The sequence below is a fragment of the Erysipelothrix larvae genome (assembly GCF_001545095.1).
GTDB lineage: Bacteria > Bacillota_I > Bacilli_A > Erysipelotrichales > Erysipelotrichaceae > Erysipelothrix > Erysipelothrix larvae.
On record NZ_CP013213.1, the window covers coordinates 1816257 to 1839908 of the forward strand.

The following is a 23652-nucleotide window of genomic DNA, read 5'->3' on the forward strand; positions in this document are numbered from 1 at the left end:
TCACCCGCAGGATATATGCTAACATACGAGCTAAAAGAGACCTAGCAATCCATGTGCTTTCACATGGTGGTTCAAGTACCTATAACCTATTTCACATTTCAATCATATTTCGTAAGTAATGTTAATCATTCCAGCAAGCATTACAAACCATAGAAGTAAAGCAATGTCCATTCACTTAAAAAGTGTTATGGAACAAAAAAGTCAAATTGACCTAACACTTTAACTAAGTATTTTGGATTAATTTGACTTTTTGCTGTAAAACTTACTGGTATTAACTGACGTATAACAATTTATTGACCTGGTAAGGGAATTATAATTCTCTCGGCAATTTCTTTTAAATGAACATATTTTTCAAAGGATTGAGTATTAAAAACCTGACCCAGATTCGTTAGTATACTAATTGCCTCCAATAATAAATTTGTCAGTTCATCTTCACTATACACAAAAGCTCTTTCCTCAATTGAATCAAACACAACACTTGATTCAACATTCTTATAATTAATTGATTTAAATAGTTTAGGATATAACAATTTTTCTTCTTCAAATCTAAAGAGTTCTGTTTTGAAAACATCATAAAACGCACCACATAACCAACTCAACATATTTGGTAGCTCATTATTATGATAGTATTGACTATTCGAATTCATGATACGTAGAATTGTGTAGAAATCACCTTTATTAAATGTTCTATAGAAGTTTTTCAAATATGAGAAAAGATTTATTGCATAATCAAATTGCGTAGCATTAAGACAATAATCGACTAGAAAGTTATTAAATAATGTTAGCTCAGCTACACCTACAAACTGGTCCCGAATAACAAGAAGATCTTCCGCATCAAATACGCAGTAAATAGAAATGTCGGAGAAGTTTTTGCTACTAAGATAGTAGTTACTTCTTAATTTTGAAATCAAATCTAAATGCGTATCAATTGATGACGATAAAAACACACATCTTGCACGTAAACTTACTTGTTCTTTAGCCAAATTAACATTTTTACAAGTTAACTTATAGTACTCACAATTTTCTAAATCTTCGTCAAAGAACATAATCTTAACACATTCAGAAACTAATGTTTTGGTAGAATCGGGTAATACATCAAATACGGATGGATAAGACTGGAAAAATTGAACAAATTTAAACATCCTACTCTCACGCTTATAGTTTGCAATGACCATAAAACTTATTTCATTGGCATCCTTTTTATCAGAAAAAGATTTAATTGTTTCAGGTTGAAGTTTATTTCGTAGATACTCATCTTCAATTAACAGATTAGTGTACCTGCTCTTATCTTCTTCAAATAAGTAACATAAAGCAAAATAATTTGCCTCCCTATTAAGTTTGCAATCATTATCATCAAGCACAAATGTAAATTTACACAAAGTCTTGAAAAGCTTGTCCTTAATTTTTTGAGTCATCCTTTTGAAGAATTTATCCTCAACAAATTCTCGAAAGCCTCTTGTATTTAAGCGCTTATAATATTCATTCGTCTCACTTACGAAAAAATTAATTACATCTTTCCCAAGTATAGGATCACGTAAGAACACTATTTCAAAAGCCTTACGAATCAAATCTATTGCTGTTTCTTTTGTTATTTCCTTTAAAACAACATTTTCTTCTATAGAGTAGATTGGGTGTGCAGCATAATTCCTACATTTTTTTAAGTACATAAGCTCTTCTTTTTCCACATTTGAGAGCAGTTCTGTTTTCTTTGCTATTTCATCAAGTAGAGTTCCTTCCCACTTAGAACTAGTAATGTTTTTTTTCCTTTCCTCGTCGATACAAAGTAAAATTTCTTTTGCATTATTTATTTTATTATCATTTTTGTTATCATTTTTGTTATCATTTTTGTCATCATTTTTGTCATCATTTTTGTCATCATTTTTGTCATCATTTTTGTCATCATTTTTGTCATCATTTTTATTATCATTTTTGTTAGCATTTTTGTTAGCATTTTTATTATCATCATAGACATCACTAAGTATAACAAGTTTTTGAAGCAAATCATAAATTAACGTTGTGTATAAGACTACTACAGTTGCCCTATAATTTCCATTATTATAACATGACAATACTTCTTTTAACTTGTCCTTAGTATTCGCATTACTTACATTTTCTATTTCCAAATCAACTTTGAATACACTCATCATATCCCCCTCTATTACATTACTAAATAAATCTACTAATTCTAATCCAAAAAATAAAAATCAAAGCGAAGATAGATATTCAAAACCAACTCATGAATTTAGAATATACTGCATTATATATTCATCCAGATAAATGAAATCTAATCGTATATACTAACATTAACGGATTCATTAATCAAAACCCATATAATGTAGTTAACTTTAATGCAGTAAAAGAATCTACTATAATCATATTCAATAATGTATTTATAATGTTATCATAACATTTCGTGAAATAGTTAACAATGATGGTTATTGGAATATCGCGCAAAAAAGGAGTGGAGATTCAAAAAAATGGAATTATTTGCTATATTTTAAGGATTTTTTTGATATCGTCACAAAGTGTGTTTAATTAATGTGTTTCGTAAAGAAGTTTGATTTGATGATAAAGATTTGAACAAATAAGCATAACCATATCTATCATGTTTTGAACATTTCAAAATCCATAACTCTTTCTTATCAAAATCTTGAATTTGTTGTTCATTGATTTAATGTGTGCATGTGAGAGCTAATGCCCTACAGTTTTGATGAATGAGTCATAGTGCCTTTTATCTTTTTGTTTAGAATCACAAATGGAGGAATACAACAACAACTAGCCCATGATAACCATTTCTTTAATTTTGTTTCTACATTCTCAAAATCTGATTTAAACTGTGGCTTAAATGCTTTTTTGTAAGAAACTCCTTAAACAGTTTTGGATAATCAATTCGTATTGCATCCTTAGTTGATTGTTGTTTTTAGTTTACTTCTCTGGTTTTTAATCTAGTGGGTATCCAAGACCTTTGATCTCAATCACTGGCTTCTAATATACAACTTCTCTACCTCTATACCTCCAAATGCATATTCCCACTTCTGATGTTATATAAATATTGGACTCATTTCCAACGACAATACACTGCTAAAGTTTACCACATTTAATGTGCAACAAACATGACACATAAAAAAACGGCAATTTTTGTTCGTTTTTGCCGTTTTTTATGAAAGTGACAGTTATCTCAAACTCGTTTTATTGAACTATATTTTCATTAATCTGACGATACTACAATTTCAAGTTTTATTTAAATTGTGATTTCGCTGTCATAGTGATTTTTGAATTAGTGTGCATTATTTTCTTATGTTAGTGTTAATGCTAAAGTTCTTGCTTTAATATTGCTGGTTCTAAGATATCAAACTAACAATTGAATCTGTTAGTATATTATTTCTTTTTTTTGTGTTTTGAATTCAATTTTGATTTTATGAACGCTGAGCATACATCTGAGAGAGAGAGATCCCAATGCCTTCCTTATAATTGAACCCAAGGAGCTGCATAGTCTTAAGGGTATCTTTATTGAGTAGTTGTATCAACATTGTTATCAACTGATTTGTATCTTCAGTTTGAGGTGCAAAAAAGTTGAGAATTTTAATTAATTGCTCAAGAGTGTTATGTAGGTATTCAATATTCTCATCACTAATCACTACATTATCTAATTGCTGTTTATAATCTCTTGCTATCGTAATTAGTTCTTCTTTATCTGTGAGTAAGTTATTAACTATTTCCTATATGTAAGGGATTGATCCTCAAGATTTTTTTCTGTTTTGCTGTCTCCATTTTTGTACTAACAAAACTAATAGTATTACTAGAAACAACATCAGCAAAAGTAATACCTAATTGAATTAATTGATCATCCATCATAAAATCTCCTCTTTTTAGTTGAGTTATAGCAAATAATCTTACCTTATGAAAGTTCAGTGATTAATTTTGGAATTAACCCAATAGTATCTTATAATTGATCTATTTAGAACATTATGAAAGTCACTGCGAAAAATATGAAAAAACGTATAACTACTGTTATTGGAATTAGAATGAAAGATTATGCATAAACTCACGAATAACAACTTTCTTACCTTCTCGTAGAAGAATACTTCAAACCAAGGATAGCATATGTTGAGACACTCTTGAAGTGTTAATGCTTAAAATGATTGCTAACAAAGCAAGCATAGCTGTACCAACAGCATCTAACTTGAACTATTAGATTCAATTCATAAAAATACGAAATTTAATCAAACAACCCTTATCGGTGAAATTTTAACTTGTGTTGCAATTTATACAAATAATGGGCAAAGACGGATATGTGATAGATTTCTAAAGCTGTCAATATTAGCTCCTTTCATCACTTTATTTGAGGACTGCTCCCCTACTTATGTTGAGCATCCAAATCTTTTAGTATTATCATAATACATAGGTTAAAATTTATATCGCACACCAAACATAGAAGAACTAGAGGCATTGTCGTTAAAGCCACGAAAACAAAAGAGCTACTATTCAGAAAGGAGCTCGAAAACAGAAACTGAACTAGAAGAATAAAAATAGGATTAAGATATACTAAATGTAACTTGATAACATAATTTAATTGAGTTTATGATGGAAAATATAGCAATAATATGCCATAATCAATTTAACCATAAACTTTTTGAGTAGGAGAGAAAGATGACAACACAAATTGACCTTAAGCTTGTGAATATAGGCCCACATAAAACTATAGACTTTAGTAAAACCCTAAATAATATGAGAATTTCGATATATGCAAGAAATGGTGCAGGAAAAACATTCATCAGCCGATGTTTCAATGTATTTGCAATGAAACTAGAGGACAGAAATGAATATTCAAAAATTCTACTTAGGTATGGACAACAATCTGGAAATTTCTCATTTAACATTGGAAGTAATAGCGCAAGCTTCCGTTTAAGCAATAATGGAATTGATAATTGTCAAAACCTTTTAGACCGCAAGTTCCATGTTTTTAACAATGATTATATTATTGAGAACTTCAGCGAAAAAGAGTTTATTCCTAATAGTAATATCGAAGGAATTGTGCTAGGAAAAGGAAATATTGATCTATCTTCTGAAAAGAGGATGCTCAACTCACTTTTAGATGAGGGAAATTCGCTTAGATCAAAAATAGAAGAAAATATAGTAGAGGCAAAATCAAATCTTAAAAAGTACAAAATTTCAAACTCTTTAACTAAGTGTAAGGATATAAATTACACTAATATAATTGAATACAAACCAACAGATGTAGACTATAGTGTTGAGGTGGGAAAATATTCTGAACTTTCGAGTTTACCTGATGATATCCGTGACTTTAGATTAGATGATAGAATTTCTGATATTGGGATAGAAATAAGTGACCTTAAAAATCTGTTGAAAACAAAGTATACTTTGAATAAATTTGAAGCTGATTTTAGGGAATATGTAAAAACAAATTTAAAGTTTATAGAGTTGGGACTTAAATTACATGAGGGTAACAATTGTCCATTTTGCAAACAGAATCTATCCGACAATGCCTTTCAATTAATTAATCAATATGTTCAATTTGTTAACGATGAAGAAACAAAGGTTAACAAAATGTTAATAGCATATTTCGATAAGTTTGAAGAGATAAGAAGACATATTGATGAATATTATCGATATTTAGGAGAGTTCGAGGAGAGAATCAGATATTACAACCAATTTTTTGGGCCATTTGACTTAACAAGTATTGTTTCACTAAAAACTCATATTGATGAGTGGAAAGACTTAGCAACTATGATTTTGGAAAGAGTAAAGTCTAAGAAGCAAAATATCACTCTTGATTTTGACAGCACTGACATAACTAATGAGATTATAGATAAATTAGCTAACAATATTAAGCAAATTAACATGAGCTTATCTGAATTTAACATAAAAAAGAATAACATAGCAAAACTAAAAACAGAGTATAGAAGATCAATTTGTGAAGGTTTATTCAATAAACTTCACTCTGAAAACAGGAAACTAATTGATAGAATAGTTGTTCTTCGCAAAAATACCTTTGACCTTAGAAGTTTAATTTTAGAAAAGGAAAACACGAATCAATCCAATAAAAAAGATTTAGTAGCAAATGACTTAGAAAAATACTTATTTCAATTTTTCAGAGATAAGTACGTTCTAAATAAAGATGATTTTACTTTAACATTAAAAGAATATAATATTAATACAAGTTCAAATAAGGCCCTCAGTGAAGGAGAAAAGAGTATACTTGCATTTTGTTATTTTTTAGCAAGCATTCATGAGGTTGTCAGTGATACTGAAGAGTATAATAAAATAATTCTTGTAATAGATGACCCAGTATCAAGTATGGATATCCAATATACATATCAACTTGTTGCTTTGCTAAAGAACTATCAAAAAGATATTGAAGGGTTTCAATTGAAGTTTATAATGCTTACTCATAATTTAGAATTTTTTAATATTTTATCAAGAAACAATTTATCTAAACATAAGTTAATCTTGGAAGATGGATTGGATGAATATAAAAATGAGATTTTAATGCCTTATGATTATCATTTATATGACGTGTGGTCAGTTGCAAAAGGGAAAAAGCTACCAAGTCATACCACTCCCAATTCTATTAGACATATTATTGAAACAATTGCACAATTTTGCGGTTATGGTGATAAAAGCTCAAGTTTGTATAATATGATTTGTGAGAAAGAACAACTAAACCAAAATTTAGAAATTTATACATTTATGCAGGACTTATCTCATGGGAACTTTAGATTAGATACTGCGTACACTTCGGATGTATTAAAAGAAGGAGCTGTCGCAGTTATAAATTACGTCACAAAAGAATTCCCAAAGCAACTGATTCAATTTAGTAATGAAAGTAATCAAAGCTAATAGAATTACTTTTATATCAACTTAGAAGTTTTAATCCCTTTATCTACTTGTATTGACACATATTGTTAATTAGTGTTCCGTAATATATTCTGTCTTTTCTAAATATTCAAATCATTTAAATACTTCTATTCTTTTGATAATGAACGTAGATGCTCACATTGTGCCTTCTCCAAATTATTGATGTATTAATGGAAACGCACCAAAAATACTTATTCCTAATACTTCCGGTTTTCTTTTATTTGAGATTTACTCCTATTTTAATTTTGATTTTCTTCTCGATTCAATGCCTTATATGCACTTTCATTTCCAGCAAGTAGATGATATACCAAGCATGAGTTGTACCCATAAATGCTAAACGATAATTACGCCTATCTATTAGTAGATTTGATCACTCAAGCCCTATCTATGCATTATGTTCGCGATATAACTTTCATGAAGTTCAAGATAAAGCAACGCAAGGTACTTATTTTGTTGACTTTTTGTGCTACATTATATTGAACTCGCTAATCTTGTAAATGTTAATATAAAAAATAGTTTTTTTATCATATAAGAATGTAGGAAAACCAACATTTTTATATGAGATTTTTGTCGCTTTCCTCCTTTTCGATACTTCCCATTTTTTCCTTCATTCGGTATGACGGACCCTTAATATTTATAATATGTGAGTGATGAAGGAGTCGGTCAAGTAGTGCGTTTGTAAGCGTTAGATTCTGGAATATATCACCCCATTTACTAAAAGGTGTATTTGTCGTTATGATCGTACTATGCTTCTCATATCGCTTAGCTGTCAATTGAAAAAACAGGTTCGCTGCCTCAGTATCCATTTCTAAATAGCCCAGTTCATCAATGATTAACACCTTATATTTTACAAAGAATTTCAATCGCGTTTCGAGTCTGTTCTCATAGTTGGCCTTTTTCAGTTGATTAATTAGTTCTTCAAAAGTTATGAAGTATGTTGAGAAGTGCTTAATAGCAGATGCAATTCCAATTGCAGTTGCTAGGTGTGTCTTACCTGTTCCTGGTGTCCCAACAAAAATAATATTCTCCTTGTTTTCAATAAATCGAAGCGAAACTAGATCTATAATTTGCTTTTTACTAACACTAGGCTGAAAATCAAATTCATAGTCTCTTTCAGTTTTAAGGTATGGAAAATTACTGACCTTCACCCAAGAGGTAATTGCACCTTCGTCTCTGAATGACATCTCTTTTTCGCTGAGTTCATAGAGTGCTTGTGCGAATGTCATATCATTTCGATTGACTCTATCGGAATATTCATCGAAATTCTCAATCATTTTGGTGAGTCCTAAATCTTCTAAGTTGTTAATCAATTTTGCAGTCACTTAATTTGTTCCTTTCGTAAGCCTTTAAATCTTGCTATACTTCTGTAATCAATGTGCATAATTTCACCTATTATTACAGCAAAAAAATGCTGCACTTGGCATTAGTTATGCACAACATAAATTCTAACCTATATACTATGATAATATTAAAAATTTTAATTCTCAAGATAAGGCGACGCAAGGTGCTCATTTTGACTTCTGTTTGCAAATTTGACACTATTTTTATATTAGAATAAAAAAAATAGCAATTGAAGGCTATGTAAAATGCTATGAATAGTGTAAAATAATTTTATATTAGTCTTTTTGATAGTATATGGTATAAAGAAATTATTGCTTACACACTAGCATTTTTTCTTTAAGAAGAGGAGTATATTCACGAGAAGCTTGATAGCTTGGGAATTATAAACTATAATTTGAAGGTTGTGTAATGATGACATAAAGATAAATGAATATTTTAAGTCACAACGTATGTAAAGAAACGATGAGAGGTATATATGAAGAAACAAAAAGGATCAAATCCAAAAAGAGATCTTACAATGAAACGTTTTGGATGGGTAGTCTTGGGAATTCAAGCGTTATTTTCTGCGTTATCGATTTACGCAATTATCGATGCGAATGTTTTACCAACACGTTATCTATTAATTGCAATGGGCGTGATCGTACTGCTCCTTATCTTGATGGGTCTATGGGTCATGAAGACCAAAGGCTTTGCATCACGAATTATCAGTTTAATATTATCGATTGTGATTTTACTGGGAACCATCTACGTCATGAATGCCAGTGGTTTTATTGGTGGTGTAACTGGAGGGAGTACAAATACACACGTTATTAACGTACTTGTATTGGATGAAAGTCCTGCGAAAAATATTTCCGATGTCAAAGATGAGCAGTTTGGTGTAAATACACAACAAGAACAAGAAACTGCAAACCGTGCAGTAACCCTTATTAAAGAGAAAGACAACATTGATATCTCAATTAAGGCATATTCTGATTATGAAACCATGATTGATGATCTCTATGATGGAACGGTCAAAGTGATCATTATGAGTGAAGGAAACATGTCATTAATGGATGAAATTGATGAAAACTTCACAAGTAACGTACGTATTATTGCGTCTTACAAGTATGAAGAAGAAGTCGTACAAAGAGACACACGTCCTGACGTCTTAAAGGAAACCTACAGTATCTTCCTCAGTGGAATTGATACCTATGGACCAGTTTCCACAGTATCACGTTCAGATGTGAATATGATTATTACCGTGAACCCAAAAACAAATCAAATTTTACTCACAAGTATTCCACGTGATTACTTCGTAACCCTAGCATCACGAGGTGCGAAGGATAAACTCACCCATGCGGGACTTTATGGTGTTGAAGAATCCATGAATACACTTGAAAACTTATTGGACATCGATATTGATTTCTATGTTCGTGTTAATTTCTCATCTGTAACCGATATTGTGGATGCTTTGGGTGGCGTTGAAGTTTATACTAAATATAACTTTATTACGTTACCTGAACACGGTGGATATCGATTTACTGCAGGGAATAACTCAGTAAATGGCGCACAAGCATTGTCATTTGTGCGTGAACGTTACAACTTGCCAAATGGTGATAATGATCGTGTTTACCACCAACAACAACTTGTACAAGGGATCTTAAATAAAGCAATGTCACCATCCATTATTACACGCTTTAGTTCAGTCCTTAACTCAGTGTCAGGTTCACTTCAAATGAGTTTCTCAGAAAGTGAACTCACATCCATTATTCGTCATCAAGTGGATTCGATGGAAAGCTGGGATATCCAACAAGTACAATTAACCGGTACGGGATCATCGGGTGTTACATACAGTATGCCAGGACGCAATTTATACATTATGATTCCAAACCAAGATTCAGTAAACCGTGCATCATCATTAATCCATCAAATGGAAAAGGGTGAAGTAGTTCAAGTTACAGATTAATTCAAAAATTAATAATTTTGCGTTTGTTGTTCTCACAACGATTGTTTCTACACTTTAATTAAAAGGCTTTGTTCAAGTTGTGGCACAGTATTTAGTTCGAAAAATTGTTTCGTATACTAATGATACAATTTATTTGTATTTTCGGATAAAGAGCATAGAGGACCCTTTTCTAAACTGAGTGAAATTTTGACTGCCATTGGTAATTGCAATATAAGAGCGAATCCTTGAGTTCGCATTTTCTGCAAAAGCATTTATATTCATTATGTGGGTGAATAAAGGAACTAATATTTTCTTGTTTCCGATATATCAGAAAACTTAAAATCTGACAAAACAAAGAAAAAGTCTAGGGGTAGTTATCTAAAGTAATCATATAAAAATTCAAAATGATCGCAAAAAAAATGAGATGATCTCAGAATATTCCATCTCCGGACTTACTGAAAATCATCTCTTTTTCTTTGTTGTTACCCACACGGTATTTTAGAGCGCGATTTCTCAAAACCACACGCTATTTTAAATTACTCATATAGTCTGCTAAAGTAGCCACAAGTGATAACTTGCTGAGAACAATTTTCGACATTCACAAGAGTCGCAACACATATGTTGTCTAGCACTATTATCACATAAAATCAAAGTGCTATGTTGTATAGTTGTTTTTGTCATACTCGGTTTTCAGTTACCATTAATAAAATATATACTTAACTAAGCTTATCTAATTTTCTTACACAATTTTAATAGAAACTGTATAAGAGCAATCTAATATTAGTTATTTTTCACAGAAAAAAGAGTTTGTTAATATGATTGTTATAGGGAAGCTTTGCACTATACTATATTATATTTGTCCACATTTCTATTATCTGTTTCAAATTGAAATCATCAGCTCTTTTTTTTGCATTAATTCCCATTTGAACCCTCTCCTTGTAGTCTCTTGAAATTTTATTCATTGCAGCTGCAAATAAATTCACATCATATTTCTCTATAAGATTTCCACAATCATACCCATTTAAAATTTCATGGGGTCCAGTTGTATCGAAAGAAATTACCGGAACTCCCATTTCCAAGCTTTCCACGACTACAAGCCCAAATCCTTCAAGTTTTGATGAAAGTAAAAAACAACTACTATCTAACAAGTAATCCTGAATGTTGTTAATTCGTCCGTGTAAAAAAACTTTATCTCCTAAATTGTAAAATTTAATTCTTTCTTTAATTTGATCTTTTATATTGCCTTCCCCCAGAATAGATAAACTCCATCCATTATTCTCATTGCAAAAAATACTGAATGCTTCCAACATCATATCAAATCCTTTTACAGGATCCAGTCTTCCTGCTGCTAAGAATTTTTTACTAGTTAAATTGGATTGTTTGTCTGACTCAAAGCTTTTAGCATTATAGATTCTGATGCAATCATAATCAAATACCTCTTTCATACGTCTTTTATCATAATCAGTCAATACTACATAGTTATCCAAATTTGGCAACAATTTCTTAACCATCCGGTGCTCATTAATCATGCGCATATTTTTCTCATTAAAATATCCTTCAAAACTACTATGTTGCCATCCAATTGTTGTGCAATTTAGTTTAGGCGCAATCATAGCTAAGGTGAAAATCATTTCAGATCCTAGAGCTATGACAGTATCGTACTTTCCGGTCTTAATATTAGATTCAACTGCAACCTTGCAAGTCTTATCAGACAGTAAGTATTCACATATTCTTGAACTCCAACTAAATATTTTTGTTTTTCTATTCAATCCACGAAATTTTTTTAATAAGAATCTGTTTACCCTTTCTATTTTATTATATTCTTTTGGATAATATATATTAATGGTATTCTTTAGACCAAAAATACTTCTGTCTTCTTTAGTCTCAATGTCTCTGCAAAAAATAGATACATCATACCCTAACGAGACAAATTCATTGGCATAGACAGATAGAACACGCTGTTCACCTCCCAAAGTAAACAAACTATCTATTATAAACAAAATTTTTTTTCTCATATATTCTCCTATAACTTTAACTAAGTAGTACAAAATAATGTATGTGTATTCCTGATACTACCAAACCAGGAAGAATGTTTATCATAAAAAAGAGTGCTGTTACTATTAGATTCAACTGTGACTAATCAAAATTAGACAAGTGTATTTGTCAACTGAATAATGGTCCAAATCTCAATTGAAAACTGGTCCACTACCGTTTGTCATTCTTTGCTCTTTAGCCAAGCAATTGTTTCTTCAACACGATAACTCTCTCCACTCATATTTAATAGATGTGATTTATAGGTTAAGCGGTCGACTAGAGCAGTTGTTAGAATGGGATCTTTGAATATTTCTTCCCATCTATCAAACATTAAATTTGTTGTAATAATCATAGAGCCCACTGTTATTCTATTTGAGATTAGATTGAATAGAATTTCACTTCCTTCTTTATCAAATGACACATAGCCGAGTTCATCAAGAATTACTAGATCAAATTTTTCAAACTTCTTTTTGTATTGCGTAATTTGATTTTTTGACATAGCTTCTTTTAACTCTATAATTAGATTAGGAACGCTGATAAATAGCACTTTTTTATTTTCTAGACAAGCTTTGATTCCAAGTGCGGTCGCATAATGTGTTTTTCCCATTCCAGGATTACTCATTAAGATAATGTTTTCTTTATTTTCTATAAAGTTCAATGTTTCCAGTTCTTTAAACTTTCGTTTTAATTCTGAATTAAATTTTACAGTCGTAAAATCCTCCAATGTCTTGTTTTGAGGAAATCGAGCAGCACGAATGCGTTGTTTTATTCCGTTGTCACGACGATTGTTTCGTTCGCAATAAAGCAGTTCGTTAAGAAATTCTTGAAAATCCAATCCTTTGTGTTTCGCTTCCTGTATTGCTGCTTCATAGTGTGTTTTTATGAATGAAAGTTTTAATTCTTTTGACAATTGTTCAATTGTTTCCATTAATTTTTCTCCTAATGCATTAATTGGCTTATTTTCTTAAGTTGTTTACGTGATTGTTCTTGTATGCTGTCATCATACTCAACGGTGTCAATTGTATTTGAAACCAACCGATACTTTAAAGCATCTTTGAGCGTTTTATACGTTTCATTCCTGTTTTCTTGAAGAATTTCTATGAACTCTTTAGTTCTTGTTTTATAATGATTATGGTAGATGTTATAAAGCTCAGGATGTTGTTTTAGGACAAGTGAATTCTTTACGGATCCCGGCTTAGTCATCATTGTATTCAGATAGTGGTCCAACACAAGCTGATATTGATGGTGACCATCTATCTTTTTATGTTCGTACACAAATGTGTGATTTGAATAGATGCGTATCGAATTTACGGTGTTTTTGACCGTAACTCTTTTGTGTTGGAGATAGTCTGGGACTGAATAAAAATTATTTTCAACGTGTATACAACCATACTTGTCAACACTATATACTTCGATATCAGCGAATTCATAAGGAATTCTGTAAGGTTGAAGTTCTTTCTTTTCATCTTCGATTGAACTCTTTATATTGATTTCATCAAGAGTCTGTTCAAGATGAACACATGCCTCTTCAAATGTTTCAAACTTATAGTCCTTTGCGAATACACGATTTCGAATTACCTTAACACTGTTTTCTACACTTCCTTTTTCATGACCACTTCGTATATTAGTCAGGTTAATTTCAAAATTATAATAGAGTGCCAGTTTGAGGCAATCATCATTAATTTCTTTTTCATAAGGCGTTATAAAGCGCTTCACGACGTTTCTCATATTGTCATATACAACTTCACCCCAAGAGCCTTTAGAATGCTCAAAGAAGCGAACATGTGCATCTATGAATACTTGTTTGCGTTGGTTTGGATATAAATATGCATACCGATATCCGCTTGCTGGTGATGAGAAAACAGCGAGATAATATGTTCTTAGTTCACCATTAATTAAAAGCTTTACTTCTCCAAAGTCAAACTCTAACCGCTCACCATATCGATAATCTTGTCGAATAAATGTTTCTCGTGAAGCTTGAATTTCATGCACAAAATTTCGTATGGTTGTCTGACCAATATCATGTCCCTCGCTTTTGATAATTTCAAATATTTGAGTGACTGTTAACTTTTGCTTATGATGTCTTCCTAGTAACATATCTTTATCTTTTTCTGAATCCATAATTTCAATGATGCGTGCTTGAATTTCTTGCGTTAACTTGCGCTTACCTCGTTTGCTTGCATCATAGTGACGGTCCCCAACAATTTGATCAATGACTTCTACTTTTCTTTCGTCTGATAAATCATGATTATCAATCAATTGTATTTGACATTTATTATATTCCTGAAGATACCGTGCGACCGTCTTTCGGTCTATACCCAATTCAAGGGCAATCTTTCTGTTGGACCATCCTTTCTTTTTTAATGTGATAATTGAATATTTGCTCATTTGTGATATCACCTCTTTCACCTCCAAAAGCATTATCACACACTTCTGAAGTTATAAAAATAGTGGACCAGTTTTCAATTGAGAATTGGCCCACTTTTAGATTAACAAATACAACAAGACGACTACTCATGAAAAATTTTAGCACAGAAAACTACAATACACAATCATAGAGTATGAGCATTAACTAAAATACCTACAATGAACTTTAAGAACTGCTCAATCACTTGCTTAAGACAAACCTAACTGTTTTCTTAACTATTATATACATGGTGTTTGTGGTTGTAATTTTGCGTAATTCAGGGAACGAATTTTATTCACTTGAGACCTCAAAACCATTTGGCAATCAATAAAGGTTTGGATACCAAAAGATCGTAGCAGTGACTTCCACCAACAAACTATTCACCGTATGCACCAAGGACGGTTGATTTGGGAACGTCCTTTCATCGTATATATCTTTTAAGGTATAACTACTTCAAAGATTTCAAATTTCATCGGAAAAAAGTTAGATATGCTTACCGAACAAAAAACATTTCTAATATCACAAGTGTTGTTAGGTAACATGTATAAGCGTTTCATTCTAGAATTTTTCTTCAAATCAAACTACCTTATGAGACTAGTTAATTAATTACCTATTCTTTCTGATGAAATCTTTAAAAACATAGTCTAGTTTTCCTCAAACAAATCACGTGTATAAACTTTTGAAGTAACGTCTATTAAATCATCACTCCATCTATTAGCCAAGATAACATCGGAAATCTTCTTAAACTCCGATACATCACTTACTACTCTTGACTTGAAGAAAGTATCTTCTTTCATTGTGGGTTCATATATAACAACCTCAATACCTTTAGCCTTAATTCTCTTCATTATTCCCTGAATCGCACTCTGCCTATAATTATCAGAACCTGATTTCATTGTTAGTCGATAAATCCCAACTATCGCAGGATTCTTTTGAATAATCATATTGGATATATGGTCTTTACGTGTTCTATTAGCATCAACTATTGCAGAAATCATGTTTTGAGGAACATTTTGATAATTTGCTAATAGTTGCTTAGTATCTTTTGGCAAACAATATCCACCATAACCAAAAGAAGGGTTGTTATAATGCATTCCAATCCTTGGATCTAAACCAACGCCTTCAATGATTTTTTTTGAGTCTAAATCATTAACTTCAGCATATGTATCCAATTCATTAAAATATGCGATCCTTAACGCTAAATAAGTGTTTGAAAAAAGTTTAACAGCCTCAGCTTCTGTATTATTCATCAATAATATACTAACGTTCGGTTTTAAACATACATCACTAAGAATATTTGCAAAGTTCACTGCAAATTCGTCATCAGATCCGACGATGATTCTTGAAGGATATAAATTATCATACAAGGCTTTACCTTCTCTCAAAAATTCTGGAGAAAAGCATATGTTCTCTTTTCCATATTTAACTTTAATTCTATTTGTATATCCTACAGGAATAGTAGATTTAATGATGATAGGTGCTTTTGTGTTAAATTGGATCACATCTTCAATTACTGACTCAATTGACTTCGTATCAAAAGTATTAGTAATTTCATCATAATTAGTAGGTGTTGCTACAATAACAAGATCTGTATTCTTATAAGCAATTTCTTTGTCAGTGGTTGCTACTAAACTTAAATCTATATTATTAAGATATTCTATAATTAAGTCATCATGGATTGGTGATTGTTTATTGTTAATCATATTAATCTTATTTTCATCAATATCCAGTGCTACAACACTATATTTTGTCGAAAGTAATGTGGATAATGATAATCCTACATATCCTGTTCCTACAACAGTAATTTTATTTATAGTCATAATATGTCACGTACCAATCTGTAAAATGCTGTAATCCAATGTTTAATGAAGTTGAGGGTTTGAATCCGGTAATTTTATAAAGTTTATCAGTATTTGCATGCGTAGCTTTAACATCGCCAGGCTTAATAGGTTCAAAAACTTTTTTGAAAGAAATTTCTTCTCCTAGACTATTTGAAAGACATGATTCTAATGTATAAATAAAATCCATTAATTTGGTTGGCTGGTTATTTCCAATATTGAATATTTCATGATTGCTATCAATACTTGTCTTTGATAGTTTAGCAATCCCTTCAACAATGTCGTCAATATATGTAAAATCCCTATATAAATCATATTTAAAATCACCATTATTATAAATATGAATTGGTTCATCTTTAAAATACCTATCTAAAAAGCTAAAATATGCCATATCTGGTCTTCCCATTGGACCATATACAGTGAAAAACCGAAGACCATAACATTTAATATCGTATAAATGTGAATAGACTTCCGCCATTAATTCATTTGTTTTCTTAGATGCAGCATACAAAGAAACAGGATGGTCAACATTGTCAGATTCTTCAAAAGGAACTTTTTTATTTCCACCATAGACAGAACTGGACGAAGCATATAATAGCTTGTCAATGCCAAATTCCTTAGATAGCTTTAAGATGTTATGGAACCCTACAATATTGCTTTCAATATAAGCATCAGGATTTTCTAAAGAATAGCGAACTCCAGCTTGAGCTGCAAGATTAATAACCATCGAAATCCTATATGTATCAAAAATTTGCTTTAGTGATTTATAATCACATAAATCAACATTAAAAAAATGAAATTTATCAAAACTATTTAGTCGTTTTAGACGATCTTTTTTAAGATCTACAGAATAATAATCATTCAGATTATCAACGCCATAGACTGTTTCTCCTCTATCAAGATAATATTTTGCTAGATTCGAACCAATAAAACCAGCAACTCCTGTAATTAAATACATAATAATTCCTCCATATTTATATGCAATCAAGTCAAACTTGATTGCGCTAATTTCCTTCTTAGTAAAAAAAGTCTAAACCAATTTTTAAGCCATCTTCTAAATGGTGCATTAACAGCAAGATTTAATAAGGTTTGTATGAAAGGTTTGATTGAACTAGTTGACTTAATGTTATGTAAGAATTTGAGAAACACTCTTGTATCCTTCTTAAAGTTATCAACCTTCGTTGAATCATTAGCTCCATTATCTTCAAGATAATCTTTTAATTCTTCGAGTACAAAGTTTTCAGAAGAAGCTAATTTTTTCCTTGAATACTCTGTACACAGGAATTGGCGCAATAAATTTGTATGTGAAATACCATCTGATCTTACCCTATAATGTATCAACACTTCCGGAATATTATAGAACGTCATTCCATTTTTATTTGCCCTAACCCATAAGTCATAATCTTGAGCTGATGGTAGTGGATTATAACAACCAAGTTCAAGGTATTTTGATTTTTTCATCATAACCGAAGGGTGACATATTGGTGAATCAAATTGAAGGTATTCTTTAATATCTAAATCAGATATTGCAAGAAAATGTTTTTGTTCAATTGCTTCTCCTTGTTCACCTATTAATGCATAATCAGTACCAACAATATCAAGATTATCATTTATTTTAAATGCATGAACCTGTTTTTCCAATCTATCTTTAAGTGATATATCATCTGCATCCATTCGAGCAATATAGTCAAATTTTGAAGCAGTAATTGCTTTATTCAAACTTTTAGCAAGACCAATATTTGTTTCATTTGTTAAAACTTTGATTCTTGTATCAAGATTACTAATTCTGTTTAATATATTATTAATTCTTTTTGATTCAGGATTGTCGTTAACAATTATAAATTCAAATCGACTAAATGTCTGATTAATCATTGATCGTACTGATTCAAAAATTAATTGTTCACTTTCATCATAAACACTCATTATTATAGAAACATCAAATTCTTTTCTGCTAGTCATAATTATTTTCCTTTCACTTACTGAACTTTTTACAATTGATTATTGAACATAAAAATCCGCGTAAAAATACTTAAGTATTAATTCTAGAGCTTTTGTAGAAACCGCCAAAATAACTAAAACAGATGTAAAATGAGAAGTGCAAATATTCATTATTATAGTAATCAAATTGCGAAGCTAGTAAAAATGTGAAGAAGAAAATTGTAGCTAGTATAGTGTCAGTATTAGTTTTATTAGTTGTATATTTATGAGTTAACCATAGAATGTACATATAACTAGCCGAGGCGATTAATCCACCTCTATAGAGTACATCAATAAAAATGTTGTGAGGGTGGTCCATTAACGTTCGAGCTATATCAATTGACTGATTAGCAAAACCAACTCCTAGAATAGGATTATTTGTTAGAACGTAATCAATACTTAATTGCCAAACAGTAAATCTATAAAACATGCTTCCCACTTTATCCAATTGTTCTGCAATATAATACATAATAAAATTAGATCTTCCAAAGGATAAGAAAATGAATATAGCTAATACAAGTAAAAATGAATTTCTAAAAGTAAAATATTTTCTTATTAAGTTAGGAAACTTTTTATATAATATGAGAGCAAAGAACAGGAATACGAGGGAAAAGAATGCAGCAAATGATCTTACATAACCAAATGCTGAAGCAGTAATAAAGACTAGTGATATAAAATGCCATTCCTTGTTTTGCCGATACAAATATACTCCGACTAACATCAAAACAGGAATAACCCGAAATATCGAACTATTATCAAATCCCCACAGATAGTTGTCTGTTACAATGCTCCCTGCAACTGAAGGAGTTTGGGAATAATCAACTACATACATTCCTTCTGGAAAAAAAACAAACATAGATAAAACACATAATAATAGCATAGACAATGAAATTGGGAATATTCTTTTTAAAAAATGATTGTATTTAAGCCCAACATCAAACAACATGACTAGCAAAACGATGGATGCAAACTGAACTAAAGACCACCATACTCTACCCTGATTCAATATAGTAGAGGTAAGAAATACAAATTGCATAAAAATAATTACATACGAAACTACAGACTTTTTATTATAAAAAATGTAACATGGTAAGATTAAAAGCAAACAAGCAACTTTCATTAAGTCAAATACAATATCGAATTCTCCTAGTAACTCAGTAGCTGGTTGCAAAAATGTTAACATTGCTAAAGACAAGAAAATAGTATTTTCAAATAGCGCAGCTCTTAACTTACCTATATTAGTCTTCCAGTCAATATTCATAAAATAGTTCATCTAAATCTCCTCATTTGTATAGTAGCTGTTAAGAATAGAAACCATTCTTTCTACTTTAAATCGATCGCTAAGACCTTTCATAGTATTTTCACGGTCATTTATTAAATTCTCCTTAATAATCCCCATTATTTCAGTTGTCCATTTAGTTTTATCTTCAGTATCAATAAATACAATATTATCAGAAATTTTCACTTCGTCTGGAACATTAGTTGAACATATTACATTAAGCCCAGATACTTGTGCTTCAACAGCAGCAAGTCCCAAACCTTCAAAAATTGAAGGAAGAATTAATAAATCCGAGGCAGATAATATCTGAGGAACATCAGTTCTATTTTCCAATATTAATATACTATTAGAAATTTCCAGCTTATCTGCTGTATCTAGTATTTCCCCTTTTAGCGGTCCAGAACCTACTAGAATTAACTCAAGATTAGTATTTTTGATTAGTAACTCTTTAAACAATTGAAGAGAAAAACTATGGTTTTTTTCAAAACTAAATCTAGCAAGTTGGATAATTACAAATTTATTCTTTAACGATAACTTATCTCGGTAATCATGCCGAGAAGAGTCTGAGTATAAATAATCTTCATATTTAATTCCATTAGGAATGATCACACATTCATTTTTAGCTAGTACTTTCTTCCCAAATTTCCAATTAGCTGCTTCTTTCGAACATGCAAAAAAACGATCAGTGTAGCTCAAAAACGTTCTTTGAGAAATGAATCGAATTACTTTATGTTTAAGATTATCATTTCCTGTTGCATGTGAGTGAACAAATACTTGTTTTATGCCGATCATCTTCGCAATTTTAGAGCCTTGAGATAAGTTATATATGCTTCCGGAGTGAATATGAGCTATATCAATTGATGAGGATATATTACTCAATTGCTTTTTTATAGACTTTCTAAAATAAACTTTTCTAAGTCTACTTTCAAACGGTTTTGAATCAAAAAATACCTTTCCACCATTTGTTTTCACGACGTCTACTAGTTTTTGATTTGTACATTCAAACGGTGTAAGAATATGGTGAATCAAATCAACATTATTGTTATTATCAATTAAGTTCATTAGAAATGTTTCTTGACCACCAAAATTAAGGGGTTCACCAACTATATGTAAAATGTTAATCTTTTGTCCCATTCTAATCACCTTCTTTAGGAACTTCAACTCTCGGATTAAAGAATAATCCTTTTATAGAACATCCAAGAATAATTGAAATCCTTTTAATTTTATTATCACATCTTGTCCCTAATACACGTAAGATATGATAACCAATCTTAGCAAATTGATAAAGTCTGCCTCTAATTCCATTGTTTTTTGCAATGTACACCTCATTTCGATAAGCATACTTATATTTCCATAATTTACTTTTATCGTCTTTAGATATATCTGACCCAACATTTGTCTCTGTATAATGAACAACTTTACTTTTGCCAACAACAAACGAATAATTCTTTTTACTAATTCTATTTGAATATTCAATATCATCTCCCCAAATAAAGAAATCAGATATAGGTAGTCCTACTTCATAAATTGACTTGATTGATGTAAAAAATGACACAAATGTAGCCCGATCAGTTAAGATTAAACCTTCATCTAGATATTCCATTTTTTTATACCATTTTCTAACAAGCCTCTGCCTGTTCATCTCACAATATTTTCCATTTTTCCACAGTACAACACTTGATAAAAAACCAAAGTTATTATTTAACCGGTCAGCTGCATTAATCAGCTCTCTGTGAGCATCTTGTTCAGCGTATGTGTCATCATCCATCAACCATACATACTTATATTCATTAGAATGATCTAAAACAGTCTTGATCCCAAAGTTAAATCCTCCTGCACCACCGATATTTTCACCTGTATTAAAATAAAATACTTTATCTAGTAAGATATTGCTTTCTAAGTATTCGTAAGTTCCATCTGTACTACAGTTATCAATAATAAATAAATCAAAATCACGATTCGATTGTTGTAGCAATTTTTCTATCGTAGTTACTAATTGATTTTTTCTATTAAACGTCACAACGATAACAGCGGTTGTTTTATTTGATTTAGTCAACTTGAACACCTAATTCCTTCTCTACCAATTTAAGAACATTTTCAACAATATGGTGCATGTCATAATATCTGTATTCTGCCAGTCTTCCACCAAAAATAACATTCTCTTCTTTTTCAGCAAGAGTATAATATTTTTCAAAAATTCTATTGTTTTCATCATCATTAATTGGGTAATATGGTTCGTCACCAAGTTCCCATTCAGCGGAGTATTCTTTTGTAATAACTGTTTTGCTTTGAGTTCCAAATTCAAAGTGCTTATGTTCGATAATACGTGTATATGGAACTTCTGCTTCTGTGTAATTTACAACTGCATTTCCTTGATAATTTTCAACATTATGTACTTCATGTTCGAATTTAAGACTTCTGTATTGAAGGGTCCCAAACTGATAATTATAAAATTGATCTATCATCCCTGTAAATAAGACTTTATCAGCTTGCGCATCATATGATTCCCTGTTTTCAAAATAGTCAGCTTCTAATTCTACATCAATGTTTTCCAACCATTTATCGAAGAACACGTTATACCCTCCTATTGGAATCCCTTGATAGATATCATTGAAGTAGTTATTATCATATGTAAAACGTACAGGTAATCTCTTTATGATAAAAGATGGCAATTCAGTGCATTTTCTTCCCCATTGTTTTTCCGTATAGCCTTTAATTAATTTTTCATAGATATCATATCCTACTAAATTAATTGCTTGCTCCTCGAGATTCTTCGGAGATTCTACATAATGAATACTTCTTTGCTCTTCAATCTTAGCTTTTGCTTCTTCAGGAGTTTTTACATTCCAAAGCTTATTAAAAGTATTCATATTAAAAGGTAAATTGTATAATTCATCTTTATAAATTGCTATAGGTGAATTTGTATATCGATTGAATTCTGCAAATTGATTTAAATAGTTCCAAACCTCTTTGTTACTTGTGTGAAATATATGTGCTCCATACCAGTGCACGTTTATACCTTCCATAGGTTTGCAATACATATTTCCTCCAACATGATCTCGTTTGTCTATTACTTTTACTTTTTTTCCTCTTTTCTGAGCTTCATAAGCAAATATTGATCCAAACGGACCAGCACCAACAACTAAATAATCATATTTTTTCATCAAAATCTCCTTTTTAGAAACTCTTCTCATATTTTTCTGAAGTTATCTTTGCCTTTAAGAAACTAGTACCTTTCTTAAGCCAGTTAACTGGTTCAATGTCTATTACTGGAATTTCTTTTAAATTTAAATTTTCTAAATCTAGCCATACGTTAAATAATAATTCACTAATTCTGCCATAGAATCTAGCGTGAAACGGAGAATACCGAGAGTTATCAACTCTAAATTCCAAATCACTTAGTATTTCAAATAGCCACTTTAAATACCGGTTCATATCATCCTTCTTTAAAATCATCATATTAAACATGTATCCTTCACGCCAAACCTTCAATTTCTCGAATGATTCAAAATACTCCGGGTATTTCTCTTTAATTATCATTCCTGTGATTTCAAGCGGTTCAACATGAAGTGTATTCTCATAATGTGAGTATAGTGTTTCTACATAATAATTTCTTTTCTTTGGTACAATACCATCAAATTCATCGAGAATTGACTTTGCTTGTTCAAGTGTTAATACTGAATTCATTCTGTCTTTTGGATTTTTTGACATCGACTTCTTTAAAGCAAAGTATCTTCTATAGTGTACTAACCCAAGGTAATCAACCTCTAAATTCTTCCAAGCCCAGTAAAGTCCTGTCAGCTCACTATAATACGGGTTTTTCTCAGATATATTATCACCACTATTGTCACCCATATATCCTATTTCACTATTACTATTTCCTTTACCAACGTGAATTGGTAAATAAAGATCATCATTTGGCATCATATATTCTTTATGAGCTGCAATTAATATTTTTATATTTTTTTTCATT

At 30.9% G+C, this 23652-nt stretch carries 16 protein-coding genes; 2 read left to right on the top strand and 14 right to left on the bottom strand.

The window, feature by feature from the left end; translation table 11 throughout:
- Nucleotides 1-290: 290 nt before the first annotated feature.
- Nucleotides 291-2144 (bottom strand): hypothetical protein, encoded by a 1854-nt coding sequence (locus tag AOC36_RS08375; protein WP_067633303.1) that lies wholly within the window; start codon nt 2142-2144, stop codon nt 291-293.
- A gap of 1564 nt (nt 2145-3708) precedes the next feature.
- Nucleotides 3709-3852, bottom strand: a complete 144-nt coding sequence (locus tag AOC36_RS12225) for a hypothetical protein (protein WP_157777169.1) — start codon at nt 3850-3852, stop codon at nt 3709-3711.
- 798 nt (nt 3853-4650) lie between these two features.
- Here AOC36_RS12225 and AOC36_RS08385 point away from each other — a divergent pair.
- Nucleotides 4651-6861 carry an AAA family ATPase gene (locus AOC36_RS08385; RefSeq protein ID WP_067633305.1) on the top strand — a complete coding sequence of 737 codons (2211 nt, stop codon included), beginning with the start codon at nt 4651-4653 and terminating at the stop codon, nt 6859-6861.
- Nucleotides 6862-7433: 572 nt separating this feature from the next.
- On the opposite strand, the gene istB (AOC36_RS08390) is transcribed toward AOC36_RS08385, so the two are convergent.
- The gene (gene istB, locus AOC36_RS08390; protein WP_257721649.1) at nt 7434-8201 is read right to left on the bottom strand and encodes an IS21-like element helper ATPase IstB; all 768 of its coding nucleotides are present in this window, start codon (nt 8199-8201) and stop codon (nt 7434-7436) included.
- 494 nt (nt 8202-8695) lie between these two features.
- On the opposite strand from istB (AOC36_RS08390), the gene AOC36_RS08395 reads away from it, so the two are divergent.
- Complete coding sequence (locus AOC36_RS08395; RefSeq protein WP_067633306.1) at nt 8696-10165, top strand: LCP family protein; 1470 nt, start codon at nt 8696-8698, stop codon at nt 10163-10165.
- A gap of 824 nt (nt 10166-10989) precedes the next feature.
- Here AOC36_RS08395 and AOC36_RS08400 read toward each other — a convergent pair.
- The 11 genes from AOC36_RS08400 to AOC36_RS08450 all read right to left on the bottom strand — a co-directional run bounded on the left by AOC36_RS08400 (nt 10990) and on the right by AOC36_RS08450 (nt 23651).
- Nucleotides 10990-12159 carry a glycosyltransferase gene (locus AOC36_RS08400; protein ID WP_067633307.1) on the bottom strand — a complete coding sequence of 390 codons (1170 nt, stop codon included), beginning with the start codon at nt 12157-12159 and terminating at the stop codon, nt 10990-10992.
- A gap of 200 nt (nt 12160-12359) precedes the next feature.
- On the bottom strand, nt 12360-13106 hold the full coding sequence (istB, locus tag AOC36_RS08405; RefSeq protein WP_067630339.1) for an IS21-like element helper ATPase IstB: 747 nt from the start codon (nt 13104-13106) through the stop codon (nt 12360-12362).
- An 11-nt stretch (nt 13107-13117) separates the two neighbouring features.
- Nucleotides 13118-14566 (bottom strand): IS21 family transposase, encoded by a 1449-nt coding sequence (gene istA, locus AOC36_RS08410; protein WP_157777170.1) that lies wholly within the window; start codon nt 14564-14566, stop codon nt 13118-13120.
- Between the two features lie 663 nt (nt 14567-15229).
- Nucleotides 15230-16405: a nucleotide sugar dehydrogenase gene (locus AOC36_RS08415; RefSeq protein WP_067633309.1), complete on the bottom strand. Its 1176-nt coding sequence runs from the start codon at nt 16403-16405 to the stop codon at nt 15230-15232.
- Nucleotides 16392-17381 carry a GDP-mannose 4,6-dehydratase gene (locus AOC36_RS08420; RefSeq protein ID WP_067633310.1) on the bottom strand — a complete coding sequence of 330 codons (990 nt, stop codon included), beginning with the start codon at nt 17379-17381 and terminating at the stop codon, nt 16392-16394. The genes AOC36_RS08415 and AOC36_RS08420 overlap by 14 nt, the downstream gene beginning before the upstream one ends.
- A gap of 26 nt (nt 17382-17407) precedes the next feature.
- Complete coding sequence (locus AOC36_RS08425) at nt 17408-18382, bottom strand: glycosyltransferase (protein WP_067633311.1); 975 nt, start codon at nt 18380-18382, stop codon at nt 17408-17410.
- 70 nt (nt 18383-18452) lie between these two features.
- Complete coding sequence (locus AOC36_RS08430; RefSeq protein ID WP_067633313.1) at nt 18453-19673, bottom strand: O-antigen ligase family protein; 1221 nt, start codon at nt 19671-19673, stop codon at nt 18453-18455.
- The gene (locus AOC36_RS08435; RefSeq protein WP_067633314.1) at nt 19674-20813 is read right to left on the bottom strand and encodes a glycosyltransferase; all 1140 of its coding nucleotides are present in this window, start codon (nt 20811-20813) and stop codon (nt 19674-19676) included. It abuts the gene before it with no gap.
- 1 nt (nt 20814) lies between these two features.
- Entirely contained in the window at nt 20815-21735 is a 921-nt protein-coding gene (locus AOC36_RS08440; RefSeq protein ID WP_067634608.1) for a glycosyltransferase family 2 protein, read from the bottom strand.
- The gene (gene glf, locus AOC36_RS08445; RefSeq protein WP_067633315.1) at nt 21728-22843 is read right to left on the bottom strand and encodes a UDP-galactopyranose mutase; all 1116 of its coding nucleotides are present in this window, start codon (nt 22841-22843) and stop codon (nt 21728-21730) included. The genes AOC36_RS08440 and glf overlap by 8 nt, the downstream gene beginning before the upstream one ends.
- A 13-nt stretch (nt 22844-22856) precedes the next feature.
- Entirely contained in the window at nt 22857-23651 is a 795-nt protein-coding gene (locus AOC36_RS08450; protein ID WP_067633316.1) for a DUF4422 domain-containing protein, read from the bottom strand.
- Nucleotide 23652: the final 1 nt, after the last annotated feature.

What these genes read in the sequence shown, in the direction of transcription:
- AOC36_RS08375 (WP_067633303.1), bottom strand. Translation starts at nt 2,144, where the DNA reads ATGAGTGTATTCAAAGTTGATTTGGAAATAGAAAATGTAAGTAATGCG.
- AOC36_RS12225 (WP_157777169.1), bottom strand. Translation starts at nt 3,852, where the DNA reads ATGGATGATCAATTAATTCAATTAGGTATTACTTTTGCTGATGTTGTT.
- AOC36_RS08385 (WP_067633305.1), top strand. Translation starts at nt 4,651, where the DNA reads ATGACAACACAAATTGACCTTAAGCTTGTGAATATAGGCCCACATAAA.
- AOC36_RS08395 (WP_067633306.1), top strand. Translation starts at nt 8,696, where the DNA reads ATGAAGAAACAAAAAGGATCAAATCCAAAAAGAGATCTTACAATGAAA.
- AOC36_RS08400 (WP_067633307.1), bottom strand. Translation starts at nt 12,159, where the DNA reads ATGAGAAAAAAAATTTTGTTTATAATAGATAGTTTGTTTACTTTGGGA.
- istB (WP_067630339.1), bottom strand. Translation starts at nt 13,106, where the DNA reads ATGGAAACAATTGAACAATTGTCAAAAGAATTAAAACTTTCATTCATA.
- istA (WP_157777170.1), bottom strand. Translation starts at nt 14,566, where the DNA reads ATGAGCAAATATTCAATTATCACATTAAAAAAGAAAGGATGGTCCAAC.
- AOC36_RS08415 (WP_067633309.1), bottom strand. Translation starts at nt 16,405, where the DNA reads ATGACTATAAATAAAATTACTGTTGTAGGAACAGGATATGTAGGATTA.
- AOC36_RS08420 (WP_067633310.1), bottom strand. Translation starts at nt 17,381, where the DNA reads ATGTATTTAATTACAGGAGTTGCTGGTTTTATTGGTTCGAATCTAGCA.
- AOC36_RS08425 (WP_067633311.1), bottom strand. Translation starts at nt 18,382, where the DNA reads ATGACTAGCAGAAAAGAATTTGATGTTTCTATAATAATGAGTGTTTAT.
- AOC36_RS08430 (WP_067633313.1), bottom strand. Translation starts at nt 19,673, where the DNA reads ATGAACTATTTTATGAATATTGACTGGAAGACTAATATAGGTAAGTTA.
- AOC36_RS08435 (WP_067633314.1), bottom strand. Translation starts at nt 20,813, where the DNA reads ATGGGACAAAAGATTAACATTTTACATATAGTTGGTGAACCCCTTAAT.
- glf (WP_067633315.1), bottom strand. Translation starts at nt 22,843, where the DNA reads ATGAAAAAATATGATTATTTAGTTGTTGGTGCTGGTCCGTTTGGATCA.
- AOC36_RS08450 (WP_067633316.1), bottom strand. Translation starts at nt 23,651, where the DNA reads ATGAAAAAAAATATAAAAATATTAATTGCAGCTCATAAAGAATATATG.